At 63.5% G+C, this 16,606-nt stretch carries 15 protein-coding genes; 10 read left to right on the top strand and 5 right to left on the bottom strand.

The features are described from left to right. Nucleotides 1-5: 5 nt before the first annotated feature. Nucleotides 6-923: a 1,4-dihydroxy-2-naphthoyl-CoA synthase gene (locus QOI01_RS21910; protein ID WP_526384655.1), complete on the bottom strand. Its 918-nt coding sequence runs from the start codon at nt 921-923 to the stop codon at nt 6-8. A 162-nt stretch (nt 924-1,085) separates the two neighbouring features. Here QOI01_RS21910 and QOI01_RS21905 point away from each other — a divergent pair, with 162 nt between their 5' ends. The 8 genes from QOI01_RS21905 to QOI01_RS21870 all read left to right on the top strand — a co-directional run bounded on the left by QOI01_RS21905 (nt 1,086) and on the right by QOI01_RS21870 (nt 8,575). Continuing rightward, on the top strand, nt 1,086-2,012 hold the full coding sequence (locus QOI01_RS21905) for a DUF7064 domain-containing protein (RefSeq protein ID WP_526384653.1): 927 nt from the start codon (nt 1,086-1,088) through the stop codon (nt 2,010-2,012). Next, the gene (locus QOI01_RS21900) at nt 2,009-3,025 is read left to right on the top strand and encodes a phosphotransferase family protein (protein ID WP_526384651.1); all 1,017 of its coding nucleotides are present in this window, start codon (nt 2,009-2,011) and stop codon (nt 3,023-3,025) included. Before QOI01_RS21905 ends, QOI01_RS21900 begins: the two co-directional genes overlap by 4 nt. A gap of 145 nt (nt 3,026-3,170) precedes the next feature. Then, nucleotides 3,171-4,502, top strand: a complete 1,332-nt coding sequence (locus tag QOI01_RS21895) for a cytochrome P450 (protein WP_526384649.1) — start codon at nt 3,171-3,173, stop codon at nt 4,500-4,502. Nucleotides 4,503-4,522: 20 nt separating this feature from the next. After that, nucleotides 4,523-4,843: a 2Fe-2S iron-sulfur cluster-binding protein gene (locus tag QOI01_RS21890; RefSeq protein ID WP_526384647.1), complete on the top strand. Its 321-nt coding sequence runs from the start codon at nt 4,523-4,525 to the stop codon at nt 4,841-4,843. 95 nt (nt 4,844-4,938) lie between these two features. Continuing rightward, nucleotides 4,939-6,219: a lipase family protein gene (locus tag QOI01_RS21885; RefSeq protein WP_526384645.1), complete on the top strand. Its 1,281-nt coding sequence runs from the start codon at nt 4,939-4,941 to the stop codon at nt 6,217-6,219. Between the two features lie 191 nt (nt 6,220-6,410). Beyond that, a complete protein-coding gene (locus QOI01_RS21880; protein ID WP_526384643.1) occupies nt 6,411-6,617 on the top strand; it encodes a ferredoxin in 207 nt (68 codons plus the stop codon). A gap of 185 nt (nt 6,618-6,802) precedes the next feature. Then, entirely contained in the window at nt 6,803-7,990 is a 1,188-nt protein-coding gene (locus tag QOI01_RS21875) for a helix-turn-helix transcriptional regulator (RefSeq protein WP_526384641.1), read from the top strand. 102 nt (nt 7,991-8,092) lie between these two features. After that, complete coding sequence (locus QOI01_RS21870) at nt 8,093-8,575, top strand: hypothetical protein (RefSeq protein WP_526384639.1); 483 nt, start codon at nt 8,093-8,095, stop codon at nt 8,573-8,575. Nucleotides 8,576-8,604: 29 nt separating this feature from the next. On the opposite strand, the gene QOI01_RS21865 is transcribed toward QOI01_RS21870, so the two are convergent. The 3 genes from QOI01_RS21865 to QOI01_RS21855 form a co-directional block, all read right to left on the bottom strand. Further along, nucleotides 8,605-9,735, bottom strand: coding sequence for a helix-turn-helix transcriptional regulator (locus QOI01_RS21865; RefSeq protein WP_526384637.1), 1,131 nt, complete (start codon nt 9,733-9,735; stop codon nt 8,605-8,607). Nucleotides 9,736-9,776: 41 nt separating this feature from the next. Next, complete coding sequence (locus QOI01_RS21860) at nt 9,777-11,225, bottom strand: aldehyde dehydrogenase (RefSeq protein WP_526384698.1); 1,449 nt, start codon at nt 11,223-11,225, stop codon at nt 9,777-9,779. A 557-nt stretch (nt 11,226-11,782) separates the two neighbouring features. Then, nucleotides 11,783-12,598, bottom strand: a complete 816-nt coding sequence (locus QOI01_RS21855; protein ID WP_526384635.1) for a hypothetical protein — start codon at nt 12,596-12,598, stop codon at nt 11,783-11,785. A 283-nt stretch (nt 12,599-12,881) separates the two neighbouring features. Here QOI01_RS21855 and QOI01_RS21850 point away from each other — a divergent pair, with 283 nt between their 5' ends. Together QOI01_RS21850 and QOI01_RS21845 are read left to right on the top strand one after the other, a co-directional pair. Further along, entirely contained in the window at nt 12,882-13,979 is a 1,098-nt protein-coding gene (locus tag QOI01_RS21850; protein ID WP_526384633.1) for a LuxR C-terminal-related transcriptional regulator, read from the top strand. Further along, nucleotides 13,972-15,087 carry a LuxR C-terminal-related transcriptional regulator gene (locus QOI01_RS21845; RefSeq protein ID WP_526384631.1) on the top strand — a complete coding sequence of 372 codons (1,116 nt, stop codon included), beginning with the start codon at nt 13,972-13,974 and terminating at the stop codon, nt 15,085-15,087. The genes QOI01_RS21850 and QOI01_RS21845 overlap by 8 nt, the downstream gene beginning before the upstream one ends. Here the strand turns inward: QOI01_RS21845 and QOI01_RS21840 are convergent. Further along, a complete protein-coding gene (locus QOI01_RS21840; protein WP_526384629.1) occupies nt 15,029-16,591 on the bottom strand; it encodes an acyl-CoA synthetase in 1,563 nt (520 codons plus the stop codon). The genes QOI01_RS21845 and QOI01_RS21840 overlap by 59 nt on opposite strands. Nucleotides 16,592-16,606: the final 15 nt, after the last annotated feature.

The following is a 16,606-nucleotide window of genomic DNA, read 5'->3' as shown; positions in this document are numbered from 1 at the left end:
GTGCGCTAGAAGTAACGGGGGAACGGGCTCCAGTCCGGTGCGCGCTTCTCGAGGAATGCGTCGCGCCCCTCGACGGCCTCGTCGGTCATGTACGCCAGCCGGGTCGCCTCGCCGGCGAACAGCTGCTGTCCGACGATGCCATCGTCGAGCAGGTTGAACGCATACTTCAGCATCCGTTGCGCCTGAGGCGATTTGCCGTTGATGGTCGCCGCCCACTTGAGGGCCACCTTCTCCAGGTCGGCATGGTCGACGACCTCGTTTACCGCACCCATGTGGTGCATCTGCTCGGCCGTGTACGTCTTGCCGAGGAAGAAGATCTCGCGGGCGAATTTCTGGCCCACCTGCTTGGCTAGATACGCGCTGCCATAGCCGCCGTCGAAGCTGCCCACGTCGGCGTCGGTCTGCTTGAACCGGGCGTGCTCGCGGCTGGCCAACGTCAGATCGCACACCGAGTGAAGGCTGTGCCCACCACCGGCCGCCCACCCATTGACCACACAGATGACCACCTTCGGCATGAAACGGATCAGTCGCTGGACCTCGAGGATGTGCAATCGGCCGGCGCGCGCCGGGTCGACCGTCTCCGCGGTCTCGCCAGCGGCGTACTGGTACCCGCTGCGGCCCCGGATGCGTTGATCCCCACCGGAGCAGAACGCCCAGCCCCCATCCTTGGCGGACGGCCCGTTGCCAGTCAGCAGCACCACCCCGACATTGGAGGACATCCGGGCATGATCGAGCGCCCTGTACAACTCGTCGACGCCGTGCGGACGAAATGCGTTACGCACCTCAGGCCGGTCGAACGCCACCCGGACCGTCGGCGCCGGAACACCGTCAACCACGTGGCGGTGATAGGTGATGTCGGTCAGCTCCTCGAAGCCCGGCACGGTCTGCCAGACACTCGGATCGAACGGGTTGGTAGCGCTCACCCGACCGACTGTAGAGGCGCCGCGGGGCGTCGCGAATCCCTCGTTCGGGATACAGCCCGCCACAGCGGGCAGGACGTACTCCTTCGGGAGGCAGACCCCCGACGACCTTCGCAGGCAACCCCTCCTTGACACTTTTGGTCTGACCATTATAATTTGACTGGCATGACCGGTCCCGTGCATCTCTCCCCTAGCGATGACCTCCGCCATCGTCCCGCGCCCGGAAACCGCATGCGGGACAGCCTGTTCTGGGAGGTCATCGTTCCCGAGGAAGAGATCGGCATGCAGGTGTACCTGTATCTGACCGACAAGGGGCGAGCCGGGTACAACGTCGTGGTGTGGGGACCCGACCCGAAACCGCTCGCACTTCACCTCGGGTCGGGACAACTGCCCGACACCGCGGATCTGAGCGAACTCCACTTCGACGGGCTGACCCTCCACCAGCCGGAGCCGCTGAAGTCTTGCCTCATGACCTATCACGGCGTCGACATCGCCATCGAGTTCGACTTCCGGGGTATCCACGACGCGTTCAGCTACCTGGCAAATCCCGATGGCCTACCAAGCTGGTTCGCGGCGAATCGGATGGAGCAGACGGGGCGCGTAAACGGATCGATCACGATCGGTGACAGGCGGATAAATCTGGACCACGTTGGACACCGTGACCACTCTTGGGGCGTGCGCGACTGGGGCGTGCCGCAGCACTGGAAATGGTTCGTCGCCTATACCCCCAACGGGGTGGCTGTCAACGGGTGGATCTGGATCGCCAAGGGCGAGTGGGGATTCGGTGGCTACGTCGCCAGAGTTGGTGTCGCGGTGCCCATCCGAAGCATCGACCACCACGCAGACTACGACGACCAGATGCTTCAACAGCGACTCTCGGCGAGCATCATCGACGTAGCCGGCGGGCGCACCGAACTTACGCTCGACGCGTTTGGCGTCGTCGAGTTGCCCACTCATGATCCGATGAAGACGGTCATTCGGGAAGCAGCCTGCCGCGCGAGCATTGACGGCGAGCCGGGTGCCGGCCAATTCGAAACGCATTGGGTCGGTTCCTATCTGCAGCACCTGACATCAGCAGCGAGCGCTAGATGACGTGGACCTGGTCGTGCGAACAGCTGAAGGGTCTTGGCACCCTTCTCGCCAATCGCGACCTCTGCGGGCCAGAGATAACGGTCGATGCGGTGGGCGACGGCCACTCGAACCTCACCTATCTGGTGTCTGATGGTGAACGGCGAGTCGTGGTTCGCAGGCCTCCTCCCCCGCCGGTGCCGAAGGGGGCACACGATGTCGTGCGTGAAGCCAGCCTGGTCGCCGCGCTCGCCGACACCGACGTACCCGTTCCGAGAGTGCTAGCGGTCATCGAGACAGGCGAAATACTCGATGTCCCCTTGGTTGTCACCGAGTTCATCGACGGCGTCGTCATTACCGAACAGACGCCGGCTCCGCTCAACGACCCTAAGACCCGACGTCAGATCGCATTGTCGGTCATCGACACCCTGGCCGACCTTCACTCCGTCGACTGGCGGGCTTGCGGCTTGCACGATTTCGGCAAGCCGGCCGGCTTCAACGCCCGCCATCTGCGCCGGGTGTGCGCACTCGTTGCAGACGAGGCGGGCAACCTGCCTACGGACTTCACCGTTTCGGCCGAGTGGCTCCGGCGCCACGCCCCGCAGGAATCGGGTGACGCGATAGTCCACAACGACTTTCGACTGGGCAACATGATGGTGGATCGCGGTCAACCGGGGCGAGTAGCAGCCGTGCTCGACTGGGAACTGGCAACGATCGGTGACCCTCTGTTCGACCTGGGGTATTTCCTATCCTCGTACCCACAAGGAGAGGAGCCGCTGACCCCCACCTCGAGGATGGGCATCGCGGTGTTCGAGGACGGCTACCCCACCCGCGCCGCACTCCTCGACCGCTATTGCGAACGCACCGGGGAGCGGCCCGCGGCGGTGCAGTGGTATTCCGCGCTGGCACAGTTCAAACTTGCTGCTCTCTATGAGTACGGGCGCCGACGCGCCGAGAGCGCTGGCGGCGATCCCTACTATGCCGACCCCGCATTGGTCTCGTCGTTCTTGCGCGCCGCCGAGGCCTTGACGACGTAATCCGATGCGGTGCCCCGAAGGGGGCATCGAGAACACCTCCTCCTGGTGACGCGCGTAGCGGTTGATTTCCCGAGACTTGAGTCACAGCACGCAGAAGTAGTGACGCCGCCCTGGGCGACGGCCGATCCCCTAGGAAGAGGCACGAGTGACCACTGCACAGATCACCGAAGAAGCGCTCATCCCCGAGAACGTGGCACGCCAAATCGTGTTGCCTGCGGGGCACGCCGACGAGGAGGCGCTGTGGGACGCCTACAAATGGCTGCGCAACAACATGCCCGTGGGTAAGGCGGTCGTCGAGGGGTTCGATCCACTGTGGCTGATCACCAAGCACGCGGATCTGATGGAGATCGAGAGACAACCCGAGATCTTCTCCGCAGGCGGCGGGGAGAACAAGGGCGCGAACAACCCGATCTTGGCCAACATCGCCGGTGACGAGTTCACCAAGACTCTGCTCGGCGGGAGCCTGCGCATCCTGGATGCCCTTCCATACCTCGATCCACCGGAGCACACCGACGTCAAGAACATTGCGTTGGATTGGTTCCGGCCCGCGAACCTCAAGAAGTGGGAAGGCCAGATCCGCGAACTCGCCACCGCCGCGGTCGAGAAGCTCGTCGACGGTCAGAAGATGCGGACTCTCGACATCCTCGAGGACTTCTCATTGCACTACCCGCTGCACGTGATGATGACTCTGTTCGGCGTGCCCCCCGAGGACGAACCACGAATGATGACTCTCACGCAGGAGTTCTTCGGGAACGCGGATCCCGAGGAACAGCGCGCCGACGTCGAGGCCCTGTCCCCTGAGGCTGCGGCTCAACAGTTTTCGGCGGCCATCGCGGATTACTACGCGTATTTCGACGTGCTGGTGGAAGACCGGCGGGCGAATCCGCGTGACGACCTGGCAACGCTGATAGCACTCGCCAAGCAGCCCGACGGAGAGTTCTACCCAAAGACGTTCGCCTATGGCTGGTTCGTCGCGATCTCCACCGCGGGACACGACACCACGGCCGCGACGCTCACGACGATCCTTCGGGAGATGGCCAATCATCCCGACGTGCTGGCGCGGGTCAAGGCTGACCCGACACTGATCCCAGCTCTGATCAACGAAGGGCTGCGCTGGGGTGCGCCCGTCAAGCACTTCATGCGAGTTGCGCTGTCGGACTACACCTTGCGCGGCCAGCAGATTAAGGCTGGCGATCGATTGATGGTGCTGTTCCAGTCCGGAAACCGCGACGAGGACGTGTTCGACGACCCCTACGTCTTCAACATCGACCGTAAACCGAACAACCACATCGCCTTCGGCTACGGGCCGCACATGTGCGTTGGCATGCATCTTGCCAAGCTGGAGATGAAGGTGATGCTGGAAGAGCTGTTGCCACGACTCGACAAAGTCGAAGTCACCGGCGACATCAAATTCCTGCAGACGAACTTCGTAGGTGGCATCAAGAGGCTGCCCGCCCGCATCACGTTCGCTCAATGACACGTTCGGAGACTTGACCGTTGCCTACCATCACGTACGTCCTTCCCGACGGCACGGAGTCCGTCGTGGACGCAGCCGTCGGCCTCAGCGTCATGGACGCTTCGGTCCGCAACAATTTGCCAGGGATCGTGGCGGAGTGCGGTGGCAGTTGCTCCTGTGCCACCTGCCACGTCCACCTCGATGAAGCCGGCCAGGAGATCTTCGGAGAGGCCTCCGACGAGGAATTCGAACTGCTCGAATACGCCGACAACTATTGCGAGCGTTCACGCCTGTCGTGCCAACTCGTCATCACGGGCGCATGCGAGGGGTTACGGATAAGCGTTCCCGAGGGCAATGGTTAGGCGCACCAATCGGTTTTGACGCAGGCGTGGGTGCGTACCTTCGGCGATTCTGCCAATTGCACCCTTTTGGTCTGACCAATATGTAACGTCAGACCATGCGCCGTCTGATCCTTGTCCTGGGCACGCTGTTGCTGACCCTCCCCGTTCTTCCTAATTGCTGCGAGGCGCGCGCCGACGAAAGTCAGTATCTGGAGTTCTACACTCCGCCCGATCCGCTGCCCGCGGGACAGCCGGGCGATCTGATCCGCTCCGAGCCCTCACGGCTGGTCTTGGAACCGTCCGGTCAACTAGGTGCCTATATGGCTACCGGCACTCGGATCATGTATCGAAGCACTGACACTCACGGCAGGCCAGACGCCGTTACCGGTACCTACTTCGAACCGGACAACCCGTGGCCCGGGCGAGGCCCACGCCCCCTGATCTCGTTGGCGGTGGGGACCTATGGACAGGGCGATCAGTGCGCGCCGTCACGCCTGTTCAACCAGGGCATCCACTATTCGACCGGTTTCGACATCACCTACGGATACGAGCAGGGGTTCGTGGCGACCATGGTGGCGCGCGGGTTCGCCGTCGTCGTCACCGACTACGAGGGTCTAGGCACTCCCGGTGTTCACACGTACCTCAATCGCGCCTCCGGAGGACACGCGGTGATCGATGCGGCCCGCGCTGCCCATCGACTGCCCGGGACGTCACTGGACCCCCGCGGGCCGGTGGCCTTCTGGGGATATTCGCAAGGCGGTGGCGCGTCGGCGGCGGCGGTCGAGCTGGCGCCTACCTACGCCCCGGAACTCGACCTCGTCGGGGCATGGGCCGGAGCGCCTCCTGCCGACTCGTCAGATGTTCTACCCTTTGCCGACGGCAGCATTCTGGCCGGTGCGATCGGCTACGTCCTCAACGGCATCATCGCCGCCTACCCGGAGGCGGACGCTCCCATCCACGACACCCTCACTCCCCGCGGTGAGGAGCTACTGGACAAGACGAAGGACCAATGCACCGTACAGACCTTGGCAGACTTCGGCTTTCGCCACCTCCAGCCGTACTTCAACGTGCCGCTCGACGAATTGGGGCAACAAGAACCACTGAAAACGATCTTCGCCGACCAACGGATCGGACGGTACCGGCCTACGGCGCCGGTATTCATCGACCAGAATCGGTTCGACGGGGTCGTTCCATGGGTGCCCGCACATCAGCTGGCACTGGATTGGTGTGCCCAGGGCGCAGACGTGGAGTTCTTCACCAATGAGCAGCCACCGTTCCTCAACAAGCTCGCCGTCAACCACGGACTCGCGGAACTCGTGGACGGCGAACGTGGGATGCAGTGGATCGCCGATAGGTTCAACGGCCTGCCCACCGCCCCGAATTGCAGCGAGATCTAGCGGAAGGCTCTCGGCCGCTCCGTAGTCCTGACCATCGCAGAATCTCCCAGGTGGGTCGAAAGATCCCACTTTTGGGCGTTACCCCGGTTCCGCGCTAGTGATGTCATTGAGTGCAGTCACCGCGAAAGGAGGTGGACCATGACGGACTCCATTCACCCCAGTCGGGCCACTACTGGTTTGGTCGGTAAGCGGTGGTAGCCGCGTGCCGCATTGTCTTCGACCGCTCGAGGTGCGCTTCGATGGGCCTCTGCGAAATGGTCGCGCCAGACGTGTTTCAGCTCGACGACGATGGCGTCATGACGGTGCAGAGCGAGTTGGTGGACGTCTCGCGACGGGCGGAGATGGAGGCGGTAGCCATGGGTTGCCCCACCCAGTCGCTCAGCGTCGTCGACGCCTGATCCTCCGATCCGCCAGCACGTTCCTCGACGCTCCAGCCGCGGCGGCCCTGCATCTACGGCCTGACCATTACAATGGTTCGGTCTCAGATGTTGCGCCGATGGTGTCCTGCGTCACATACTGGACTCCGCTGGCCCGTGGTTTCGACCATGACCAGTCCAGCGACACATTGGCGTGAGGAGACGGGTTGGACGAGCACGTGGCGCCGGTTCCCGACCTTGTCGTACAGAGTCGTGAGATCGTCGCTCACACAGAGGAGATGCTGGGCATCGACGGCATTTGGCCGACGGGGCCCGACGTCGGTGGACAACATCCCGCAGATGCCGCACTGACGGTGGCTCGCCGCGCGCTGCGCGATCGGCTAGAACTGGCTCAGGAGTCGGGAGAATCTTCGTCAGCCGTTTCCCTCGCAGCACTCGTCATGCGCACAGAGCAGATTCAGCTGTCCTTGAGGGACGCGCTCCTGGCGAGGCAGCAGCACGGAGTCGAGAGCGTACAACTAGCCATGAACCGGCTCCGGGGTTCGGTGTCGACGTCGGCGCTGGCCGAACGTATTCCGGTCGAGTCGTGTTTGATGGGCTTCACTCGCGTCTTGTTCTCGTACGTCAAGCACGGCACTTGGATTGCCTGCTCGGCATTTGCCGGGGACGACAAAGAAATGGCGCTCGCGATGGTTGAAGCGGGCACAGTCAATCCGCGCAGACTCGCAGGGCCCTTGCTCGAGGGTGAGATGGTGCGCCGACGCCACCCAATCCTGGTGCGTGACGCGCAAACCGACTCGCGGGTACACAACGAGCTCGCTGCGATCACCAAAGCCGCGGTCTACGTGGCTGCGCCTGTGTTCAGCTGGGGACGCCCAATCGGACTCGTACACGCAGATCGCCATGACGGCGAGCACGTCGGAGAGTTCGACCGCGATGCACTTGGCGTCTTCGCAGAGGCGCTCGGTCTCGCTTTCGAGCGCAATTCGATGATTGAACGGATACATGCCATGCGGCGCGCGGCCGATGAGCACTCCCGGATGGCAGGTGCCCTCGCTGACGACTTCACCCTGGACGTCATGGATCTCGCGGGCCCGGCACCCGCTGCCGCCGAGGAACTCCTCGATCGGTACCCCGGGCACGAGCGGACACCGATCGATCGTGGCGGCCGACTGCTCAGGGAACTAACCACCCGAGAGGCGGAGGTGCTGCGGGCAATCGCCGCCGGCAAGACCAACGCGCAGATTGCCAGCGCTCTCTTCGTGACGGAGGGCACGGTGAAGTCGCACGTCAAGCACATCCTGCGAAAGCTCGGCGCAAGCAACCGGACGGAAGCGGTGGCCATGTATCACCGCGCACAGAGTGCCGCGCCGCCGTACTCGGCACTCGGTTGAGGAAACCACGTCTCGACACCTAACTATCGTCAGTGTTAATTGCTCCCTACGTCCTCCTGTTGAGAGAGGTATCTGGGGGATCGCCCGATTAGGCTCCTCAATGTGGCGGCGCCGCAGGAGAGTTCCGATTCGGTCCAGGTTGAGCACGGCCTTGGTCTCTTGCCCTTTGGCGCGGTCGATGCACTCGCGCGGCTCCGCAGCGTCTTCGACAACGACGGGCTGACCGAGCGGATCCCCACCGAGCTGCATCAGGCCGGTTTCACGCGGGTGTTCTTCTCCCACACCACACGGGAAGAGACTGACCGCGATCACCCCGTCCCATTACCATCCACCCCAACAGCGGCGGCCATCCTGACGGTGACGGTGTTCGCGTGGCGCAGGCCAGTGGGTCAGTTGCATGCTGCCGCGGATCCCGCAGCGACTGAATGCAATCCGATGCTGCTGCGACTACTCGCCGAGGCCGTGGGCGCAATCTTCGAACGCAACGATTTGGCTGAACGGCTACGCGCGGTGAACACGTCAGCACGCGAGCATGTCCGCGAAATGCACCTGTTGTCAGAGACTTTCGCCCAACTAGACGGGTGACGAAGAGGCTGGAGCCCAGGCAGGGCCGCTCATCCGGCCTTCGCTCCCGCGGAGGCCATGGCAAGACGGTGAAACCGAGCGACCGCTTCAGTCCGGTTCGTGGCGCCGAGCTTGCGCAGGATGTGCTTGACGTGCGACTTGACGGTCCCCTCGGTGACGAACAGGCCCGTGGCGATCTGCGCGTTCGTCTTGCCAGACGCCAGATTTCGCAACACGTCCCACTCGCGCGGCGTCAATCGCTCTCCGTGCTCCTCGGCTAGCAGCCCAGGCGGGTAATTTCGATGCTCCCCGGACGAGTCCACCCCGGTGCTGTCCAAGACATCGGCGGTGAAGTCATCGGCAATGGCACTCACACCAGCGTGATACTCAGCAGTCGCCCTGCGCACCGCCTGCATCCGTTCCATCAACTGGGTGCGCTCGAACGCGAGGCCCAGTCCCTCGGCATAGATCCCGAGCATGAAACGGTCGAAATCGTCTACCGCTCCATCGGTGTCGCGGTCCACATGCAACATCGCGACCGGCACTCCCCAGGACAGCACGGGAGCGGCGACGTAGCTCGTAGAGTCCGTGTACCGCACCAGTTGTAGGTTTACGCGCGGATTGGACTGAGGGTCGGCGACTAAAATGGGCGAACATCGCCGGACCATTTCGCTTTCCACCAGCGGCCCGTTGAGCCTGCGAGGGTTAGCGGTGCCCACGGCGACGAGTTCGGCCGCGAAGTCCGCATCGTCCACGGCGAAAGCAGTGCGCGTCATCCAGATACCAGTCTCGATGCGAGAGAACAGCGCCCGGCGAAAGCCGATCCGGGCCGCCTCGATCGGCGCGCGCTCAGCCAAGGCGGCTGTGGTTGTTGCGTTTCGCAGGGCAGAGAGCGCCTCGCGCACACCGACCGCGACCTCGCCACGTTGCTCGACTAACGCGTCCTTGATCTTCGCCTGTGCCACAGCGGTTTCGAGCACCAGCGCGGACAGTCGATCGCAGGGCGCGTCGTCAGGACTCTTCGTGAGCTTCTCGAGGCTACCGACTAACGCCCGCCTGGAAGCGTGCAGCGCCGAGTCGGTGGCGCGGAGATCCGCGTCCGCAGCAAGTGGGCACAGTTCCACTCCAGGTAGCACATCCGTTGCAGCGCTCTGGATTTCGCGAGCCAGCTCGACGTGCATCTGATCTAGTTCCGTGGTGGACATCAACGTCCCCTTTCCCGTCACGCCGGCGGCATGTAGATGGTCTTGTACACCTGAAAGGCGTGGAGCCCTTCAGGGCCGAGTTCACGGCCCATGCCGCTCTCCTTGGTCCCGCCGAAAGGTGCCACCGGATCATTCAAGTAGTGATTGACGCCGATGGTTCCCGACTGGACACGGCGTGCGACGCCAGCCGCGCGTTCCTGGTCCGACGACCACACGGTGCCTCCGAGTCCATACTTGCTGTCGTTGGCGATGGCCACGGCCTCGTCCTCGTCGCCGTACGGGATAACGGAGAGCACGGGCCCGAAGATCTCTTCGCGGGACACGACGGCGTCATTGTCGACGTCGGCGAAAACCGTTGGCTCGATGAACCAGCCCCGATCGAATCCTGTTGGCCGCGACCCGCCCGTGGTCATCCGACCCTCTTGCAAACCCTGGGCGATATAGCTCTCAACGCGGTCACGCTGCCTGCTCGAGACCAGCGGGCCGACCTTCGTCGCGGGATCCAGCGGGTCGCCAATGGTCAGAGATCGCGCGAGATCGGTTATAGCGTCGACGATCTCGCCATATCGGCTGCGTGGCGCCAGCACGCGGGTGCTGAGCCAGCAGATCTGTCCATTGTTCAGCAGGGTGGCGCCGAAGAACGCCTCGACGGCGGCGGACATGTCGGCGTCGTCGAGGATGATTGCCGCCGACTTGCCGCCGAGTTCCAGCGTCACCGGGCGCAGCATTCGCCCGCAGATCTCGGCAATTGCACGGCCGGCCAAGGTGGATCCGGTGAAGGACACCTTGTCCACGCCGGGATGTGACACCAGGTAGGCGCCAATGTCGCGGCCGCCTGGCACGACGTTGAGGACTCCTGGTGGCAGGCCGGCCGCAGCTGCGGCCTCCGCCATCAGGAAGGCGTCGAGCACTGTCTCCTCGGCTGGCTTGAGCACCACCGTGCAACCAGCGGCCAGGGCGGGCGCGATCTTGAGGAACGTGATTCCCTGCGGGACATTCCACGGCACGATCGCGCCGACGACTCCGACGGGGTGCTTGGAAATCAAGGTGGTGCCGCCGAACATGCCCGCCCGTTCCTCTTCGGCGGGGGCACTGTTCATCAGATCGGTGTAGTAGCGCAACAGCAACGGTGGGAATCCGGCCTCGAACTGCTGGGCCAGCCATATCGGCATGCCGTTCTGCATCGATACTCGGGCGGCCATCTCGGCGCCGCGTGATTCGAGTTCGGCGGCGAACTGCTCGAGCACGTCACCGCGCTGCTTGGGGTGCCACGTCGGCCAACCGTCGGGTGCGTCGAACGCCGAGCGCGCGGCGGCCACGGCCGCATCGACGTCACCTTCGGCGCCCCGTGGGACGGAGCCAATCAGATCTTCGGTCGTGGCTGAGTGGACATCGATCGTGGCCGAGGTCACCGGGTCGTGCCACCCGCCCCCGATGTAGAGCTGGCGATAGTCGGTCGCAGTCATCGATGCCTTCCAGGCCAATTCGAGTGAGATCACAGTGACGCTCCTGCTGTGATGGGGGTCACGACGCCACCCTGCCCCAATCGCCACCGTTTGGTCAATCGTTCTTATGGTCAGACCGAAAACTTGCCTCTTTAGGGGTATCTCCAAGGAGAGATACCACCGCTTTCGCTCTTCGAAGGCTCAAGTCCATGATGGGCAACCCGTCACGCGGGCCCGGCGGATGGCTGGTTCCTCCACAGTTTGCCGACTCTGCTCCGTGATCAGGACCGAAGCGAACCCCGCCGGACGAACTTCCTGGCGAAACGCAGGCACGGCTAATAACTCGAGTTAGCGACTTGTGATTTGCCGAGGGGGACGGGGTCCAGGCCTGCTTCGGTTTCGCCACCGCAGCACTCTGGAATGGGCGACATACGGAATCGGGCAACTGAAAGCAGCGGATAGCGTCGGCTACGCCGGAAAGCCAAACCGCGTGTCGAGCGTGAGGCTTTCCAGCCGACGGTCGGTCATCGGCACGGTCATCGGGGGCGTTCCCGTCCCCTGTGTCCGCAACACTGGACCTAGCCGAGTGAAGGCTGCGGATACTGCTCGGCGACACCGCGCGAACCACCCTCGGCATCGGCGGCCGGTGAAGGGGGCGACAAGAACGCGCCGGCAGCCCAGACTAGCACCGCTGCGAAACCGATGCTGATGACCGTTGCTCCCGCGACGAGCAGCGGCGTCGTGTGTTGAAGATGCATGGCGATGACGACGGGCCAACCAGCACCGAAGTTCGCCAGCAAGAAGGTGCATGGAAACAGGACGAACAACCCCAGTAACTGCCATCGATGCGTCACGCGGGCCCTCAGCTGCGACGCCGCAACCGCGAAGCAAATCACCTGCGCGGCCTCGAGAACCCCAATCACCAACGGATACTGGAAGATCCGAAAGACGTGGGGGCCCCAATAGCTGTAGGCGCCCGCGTTGATGCCGAAGATCTCGAACGCCGCGGACATCGCCAGTTCGACCGCTGCCCAGCCGAATAGCCTCTGCCGGGTCAGCGTCCCCCGCGCGATCTCTCGAGCAATGAAGGGGGCCGTGCTGGCGTAGAGCACGACATATCCGCTGTGCGTCCACACCGGCTGCGGGATGTCGAACGCAGTGAAATGCGTCCACATCCCAGCAGTCGAATAGAAGTACAGCATCATCGCGACGTCGTAGAGCGGCTCGACGAGCGCGCCGACCATCGCCGCAAGCACCATCAGCACATAGAACGGCGTCCCCTCCCGCCGTCCCATCCGAACGGACACGATGAGAATGACGGCGGTCAAAGTCCAGCTGCCGTAGGTCAGTATCGCCTGCGTAGTGACATTCAACTGGTGACCGATCGGGGGCATGCGGTGACGCTACGGGCCGCGTCACAGGACGACGGCTCCAGCAAGAGGGATTTTCGTGCTCCTGAAGAGAGGGACGGAGACTGTGTCGGCCAAGGTCGTGTGAGGCTGAGCGAATGCATCTTGACAGCAATATCGCTGGCGGGACGGATGGTTCAGGCAGCGCGTCGGGCGTTTTCGCGATGATGCCTGTGAGCCCTCGGGCACTTCGTCCGACGGCCACGGTTCCCGGGGTTGGTGCGACGGTAGCCGGGATATGGGATCACCCTGGCGCACAATGTCCTTGATGGATGTCGAGCTACTGTGCGCAGCAGCGGCACGCGAACGGCGTGACGCTCGCGAGGTCTGCGCCGTCGTCTCGGCAGAACTACGTGCGAGCGTCGATGAAGCATTCGAGAATGCCGCGACGATGCTGTCGACGGGTCGAGCGGGACCGGACGAGATCCGTTGTTATGAGCGCGTTCTCGGTGAGCGTCGCGCAATCGCAGCACATGACGACGAGGTTCGGATGTTGGCGGCAACCGGACTCGCGAACGCATCGTCGGAGCTCCGCCGAGCGCCCTCGAGCAGCGCGCTGCTCGAGGCTGCGCCACGTGCGCTATGCGACGCATGTGGATTTACGCGGGCAATGGTGTCGGCCATTCAAGGCTCGCGGTGGGTACCGCTGATCTTGTTCACTAGCGATCAACTCGATCCGCAAGCGGAGGCGTTCAAGGCGTTCGTGGGCGGCGATACGGAAATCCCGTTGGCGAATATGTTGGCGGAAACGGACATGGCACGCCGACGGGCTGCGATTCACGTAGAAGACGCACCACTTGATGCCCGAACGTTCAAGCCAATCATCGAGGTTGCCAAGAGTCCTGGGTACATCGCCGCGCCGATCGTCATCGGGGGCCGAGCAATAGGGTTCATGCACGCCGACCGCGTCGGCCAAGGAAGGACGGTCAGCTACGACGACATGGAGAGGATCGCTGAATTCGCAGCGGAACTCGCCAGTTTGTTCGACCGCGCAGTCGGGGCTGAACAACTTCTCACGCAGCGCGATGGGCTGCTGCATGCGATCGAGTCGACTCGTGCAGCGCTAGCGGCCTTCGAGAGGTCTCGGCCGGGGCTTGGGGAGGGCGCTCACCTCGGGTCAACGGAGGGCGCGTCTGCACGCGGACGTCCCGCGCCATCACGGGACGCACTCCTGACTCTGCGCGAGCGCGAGGTCCTCGAATGTGTCGCGCAGGGAGCGACCAACGCCGCGGTCGCACGGCAGCTGAAGCTATCGGAGGACACCGTGAAGACCCACCTGCGCGCCATATTGCGCAAACTCCACGTGACGAGCCGGGGTGCCGCCGTGGCGCGATACATCCGACTAAGCGAGAACGTAGATGGATGAGCGGCTTCCTGACGACCTGACTGCCATGCGGTTGGCACTCGTCGGCGATGTCGAGCAGATCGTCGACGGCGCCGGTGAAGCGGAGGCAGTCTGCGTCGGCGGTGAGGTGGCCGCGTCGCAGGCGCTGGTGCACACGATCGAAGAGTCAATATTGTCTGCGCTGCACGAGGTCGACACCGGCTTTGCGCAGCGTCGTTTCGAATTGATGAAGCTCCTCGTCCGCGTTGGCAGATTCGAGCAAGCGCTACTCGATTACGTTGAGCGCCAACGGGTCCAGCGACGAGCGGCACTCTCGAGAGGCATGACACGCCTGCGCGCGAGTAGGGATACAGCGGAGCTAGATCAGGAAGCTGCCGAGATTGCACTCGATGCATTGGGTGCTCGCCGAGTCGCAATTAGTCGCGTACGGGACGGTGTTTGGTCATCCTGGCGCATGGCGAGTGTCGCGGATCTTGGGTCCCTCACGGCCTGGGGTGAACGCGGACCGATCGCACTCGAGCAGTTGCCGGTCGAGCAGGCTGTCGCGAATACTGGAGAAACAGCGCTCTCGGTCGCGCCCGCGCGATCAGGACCGTTGGCGGAGCAGACCTTACGCACCTGCGTTGTCGCACCGATCACGGTTGAGAACGACGTCATAGGCTTGCTGCACGTTGAATTCGGCAATTACGAGCCCGGCGCAGACGAGCGCCGTTCAGTGCTGTCGTTCGGGCACACGCTGGGAAGGGTTCACGAACAGCTGACGACACGTGAGCAGTTCGGCGGCCAACGGAATGCGGCGGAAGACCTCCAGCGTGCGGCGCAACGCGCGATGAGCATCGATGCTGACGTTGAACTGAGCGTCGATCCGCTTGGACTCGTGCGGGAATCGCGCGGCGAAACCCAGGGACCTCACACCGATGGAGGCCGTACGAATTTGACGGCCCGCCAGCGCGAAACGCTCGATCTCCTACTCCACGGATACACCAACGCCCAGATCGCCGAGAATCTGATCATCAGCGTAGCGACGGTGAAAAGTCACGTGCGCGCCATCCTTCATCGTGTTGGCGCCGTCAATCGCGCCGAGGCGATCGCTCGCTACGCTGCTGAAAACCGTTCTGGAGCTGATTGAATCGGGTGCGAAGCTCAGTTTTGAGCACCTTCCCGGTGGCATTTCGAGGTAGCGAATCCATGATTTCGAGCTGACGCGGAAGTTTGTATCGTGCCAGACGGTCTCCGACGAACTCACGAAGTTCGTCGAGGGTGGGGGCCTCGCCGGCGATCGCGATGACGGCGCAGACGCGCTCGCCCCACTGTTCGTCAGTGGTGCCTATGACGGCAACATCGGCGACCAAGGGGTGGTCGAGCAGTAGGCCCTCGACCTCGGCGGGGTAGATGTTTTCGCCGCCGCTAATGATCATGTCCTTGATGCGGTCGGCAACGAAGAGGAATCCGTCCTCGTCTCGATAGCCGCCATCGCCGGTTTTGAGCCACTCGCCGTCGAAGGTCGCAGCGGTAGCCTCGGCGTTGTTCCAGTAGCCAGGGGTCACGTTCGGACCGCGGACCTGGATCTCGCCCGTCACGCCCGGTTCGTCGACCACGTCTCCGGCGCCGTCGACGATTCTCACATTGCAGAACAACGTTGGCCGACCGGCCGATCCGATCTTCTCCAGCGCGTGCTCGGCCGTGAGAAACGAAGCGATGGGCGAGGCTTCGGTGAGGCCGTAGCCCTGTGCCAGTTCGACACCATGGCTCTGGAACGTGCGGATGATGCCAACCGGGACGGGGGCACCACCGGTGATGATGAGTCGTAAAGCGGACAAGTCTGCGGCGGCGAAGTCCGCCAGCGAGGCGATGGCCTGACACATGACAGGCACACCGAACATCGTGGTGGCCCGTTCGGTGACGAGGCTGTCGAGTACTGCTTGCGGATCGAAGGTGCGATGCACGACGAGTCGGCCGCCCTTGATCCACGTGGCGATGGTTGTCGAGTTCAGTGCCCCGATGTGAAACAGCGGAGCACAGACGATCGAGACGTCGTCGTAGGCAACGTCGAGCGCGAGAACGACCGCAATGTTGTTCCACCACAGATTCCCGTGCGTGAGCGTCGTGCCCTTGGGCCGACCAGTCGTCCCCGAGGTGTACATGATCACCGCTGGATCGTCGGGAAGGACGTCGGTGCGATGCGGTCGCGGCACAGATGATGCGCAGAGCCGTTCGACATCCTCCCAATCGGGTGGCGGCTGGCCGCCCGCCGCCATCAGGTAACGCTCCACCGAAAGGATGCCACGCTGCTCGTCGATGAGACGTGTGTGGTCGGCGTCGGCGATGAGGGTGTGGACGGCGGAATGGTTGATCGCAAAGGCGAGTTCCGGACCGGTGAGGCGAAAGTTCAACGGAACCAATATCGCGCCGAGACTCGCCGTGGCGAAGAGCGCCTCGAGTATCGCGGGGTGATTGAGGCCGAGATACGCGACCCGATCGCCGGGGGCGATGCCGCCGTCGTGCAGCAGTGCCGCCAGACGCTCGACGCGGTCCTGAGTTTGGCCGAAGGTTCTGGTCTCGCCTTCGAAGGTGATAGCTGGCCGCTCCGGTGACGACCGCGCCCGCGACGCGAGAAGGCTCGCCAAATCCACTGCTGCCCTGACGGC

This window comes from Mycobacterium sp. (assembly GCF_032162605.1).
GTDB lineage: Bacteria > Actinomycetota > Actinomycetes > Mycobacteriales > Mycobacteriaceae > Mycobacterium.
This window is presented reverse-complemented; position numbering and strand designations above follow the sequence as displayed.

Excerpts from the sequence above, each read along its gene's own strand:
- QOI01_RS21865 (WP_526384637.1), bottom strand. The coding sequence starts at position 9,735 with ATGCACGTCGAGCTGGCTCGCGAAATCCAGAGCGCTGCAACGGATGTG.
- QOI01_RS21855 (WP_526384635.1), bottom strand. The coding sequence starts at position 12,598 with ATGCCCCCGATCGGTCACCAGTTGAATGTCACTACGCAGGCGATACTG.
- QOI01_RS21860 (WP_526384698.1), bottom strand. The coding sequence starts at position 11,225 with ATGACTGCGACCGACTATCGCCAGCTCTACATCGGGGGCGGGTGGCAC.
- QOI01_RS21900 (WP_526384651.1), top strand. The coding sequence starts at position 2,009 with ATGACGTGGACCTGGTCGTGCGAACAGCTGAAGGGTCTTGGCACCCTT.
- QOI01_RS21845 (WP_526384631.1), top strand. The coding sequence starts at position 13,972 with ATGGATGAGCGGCTTCCTGACGACCTGACTGCCATGCGGTTGGCACTC.
- QOI01_RS21905 (WP_526384653.1), top strand. The coding sequence starts at position 1,086 with ATGACCGGTCCCGTGCATCTCTCCCCTAGCGATGACCTCCGCCATCGT.
- QOI01_RS21850 (WP_526384633.1), top strand. The coding sequence starts at position 12,882 with ATGGATGTCGAGCTACTGTGCGCAGCAGCGGCACGCGAACGGCGTGAC.
- QOI01_RS21885 (WP_526384645.1), top strand. The coding sequence starts at position 4,939 with ATGCGCCGTCTGATCCTTGTCCTGGGCACGCTGTTGCTGACCCTCCCC.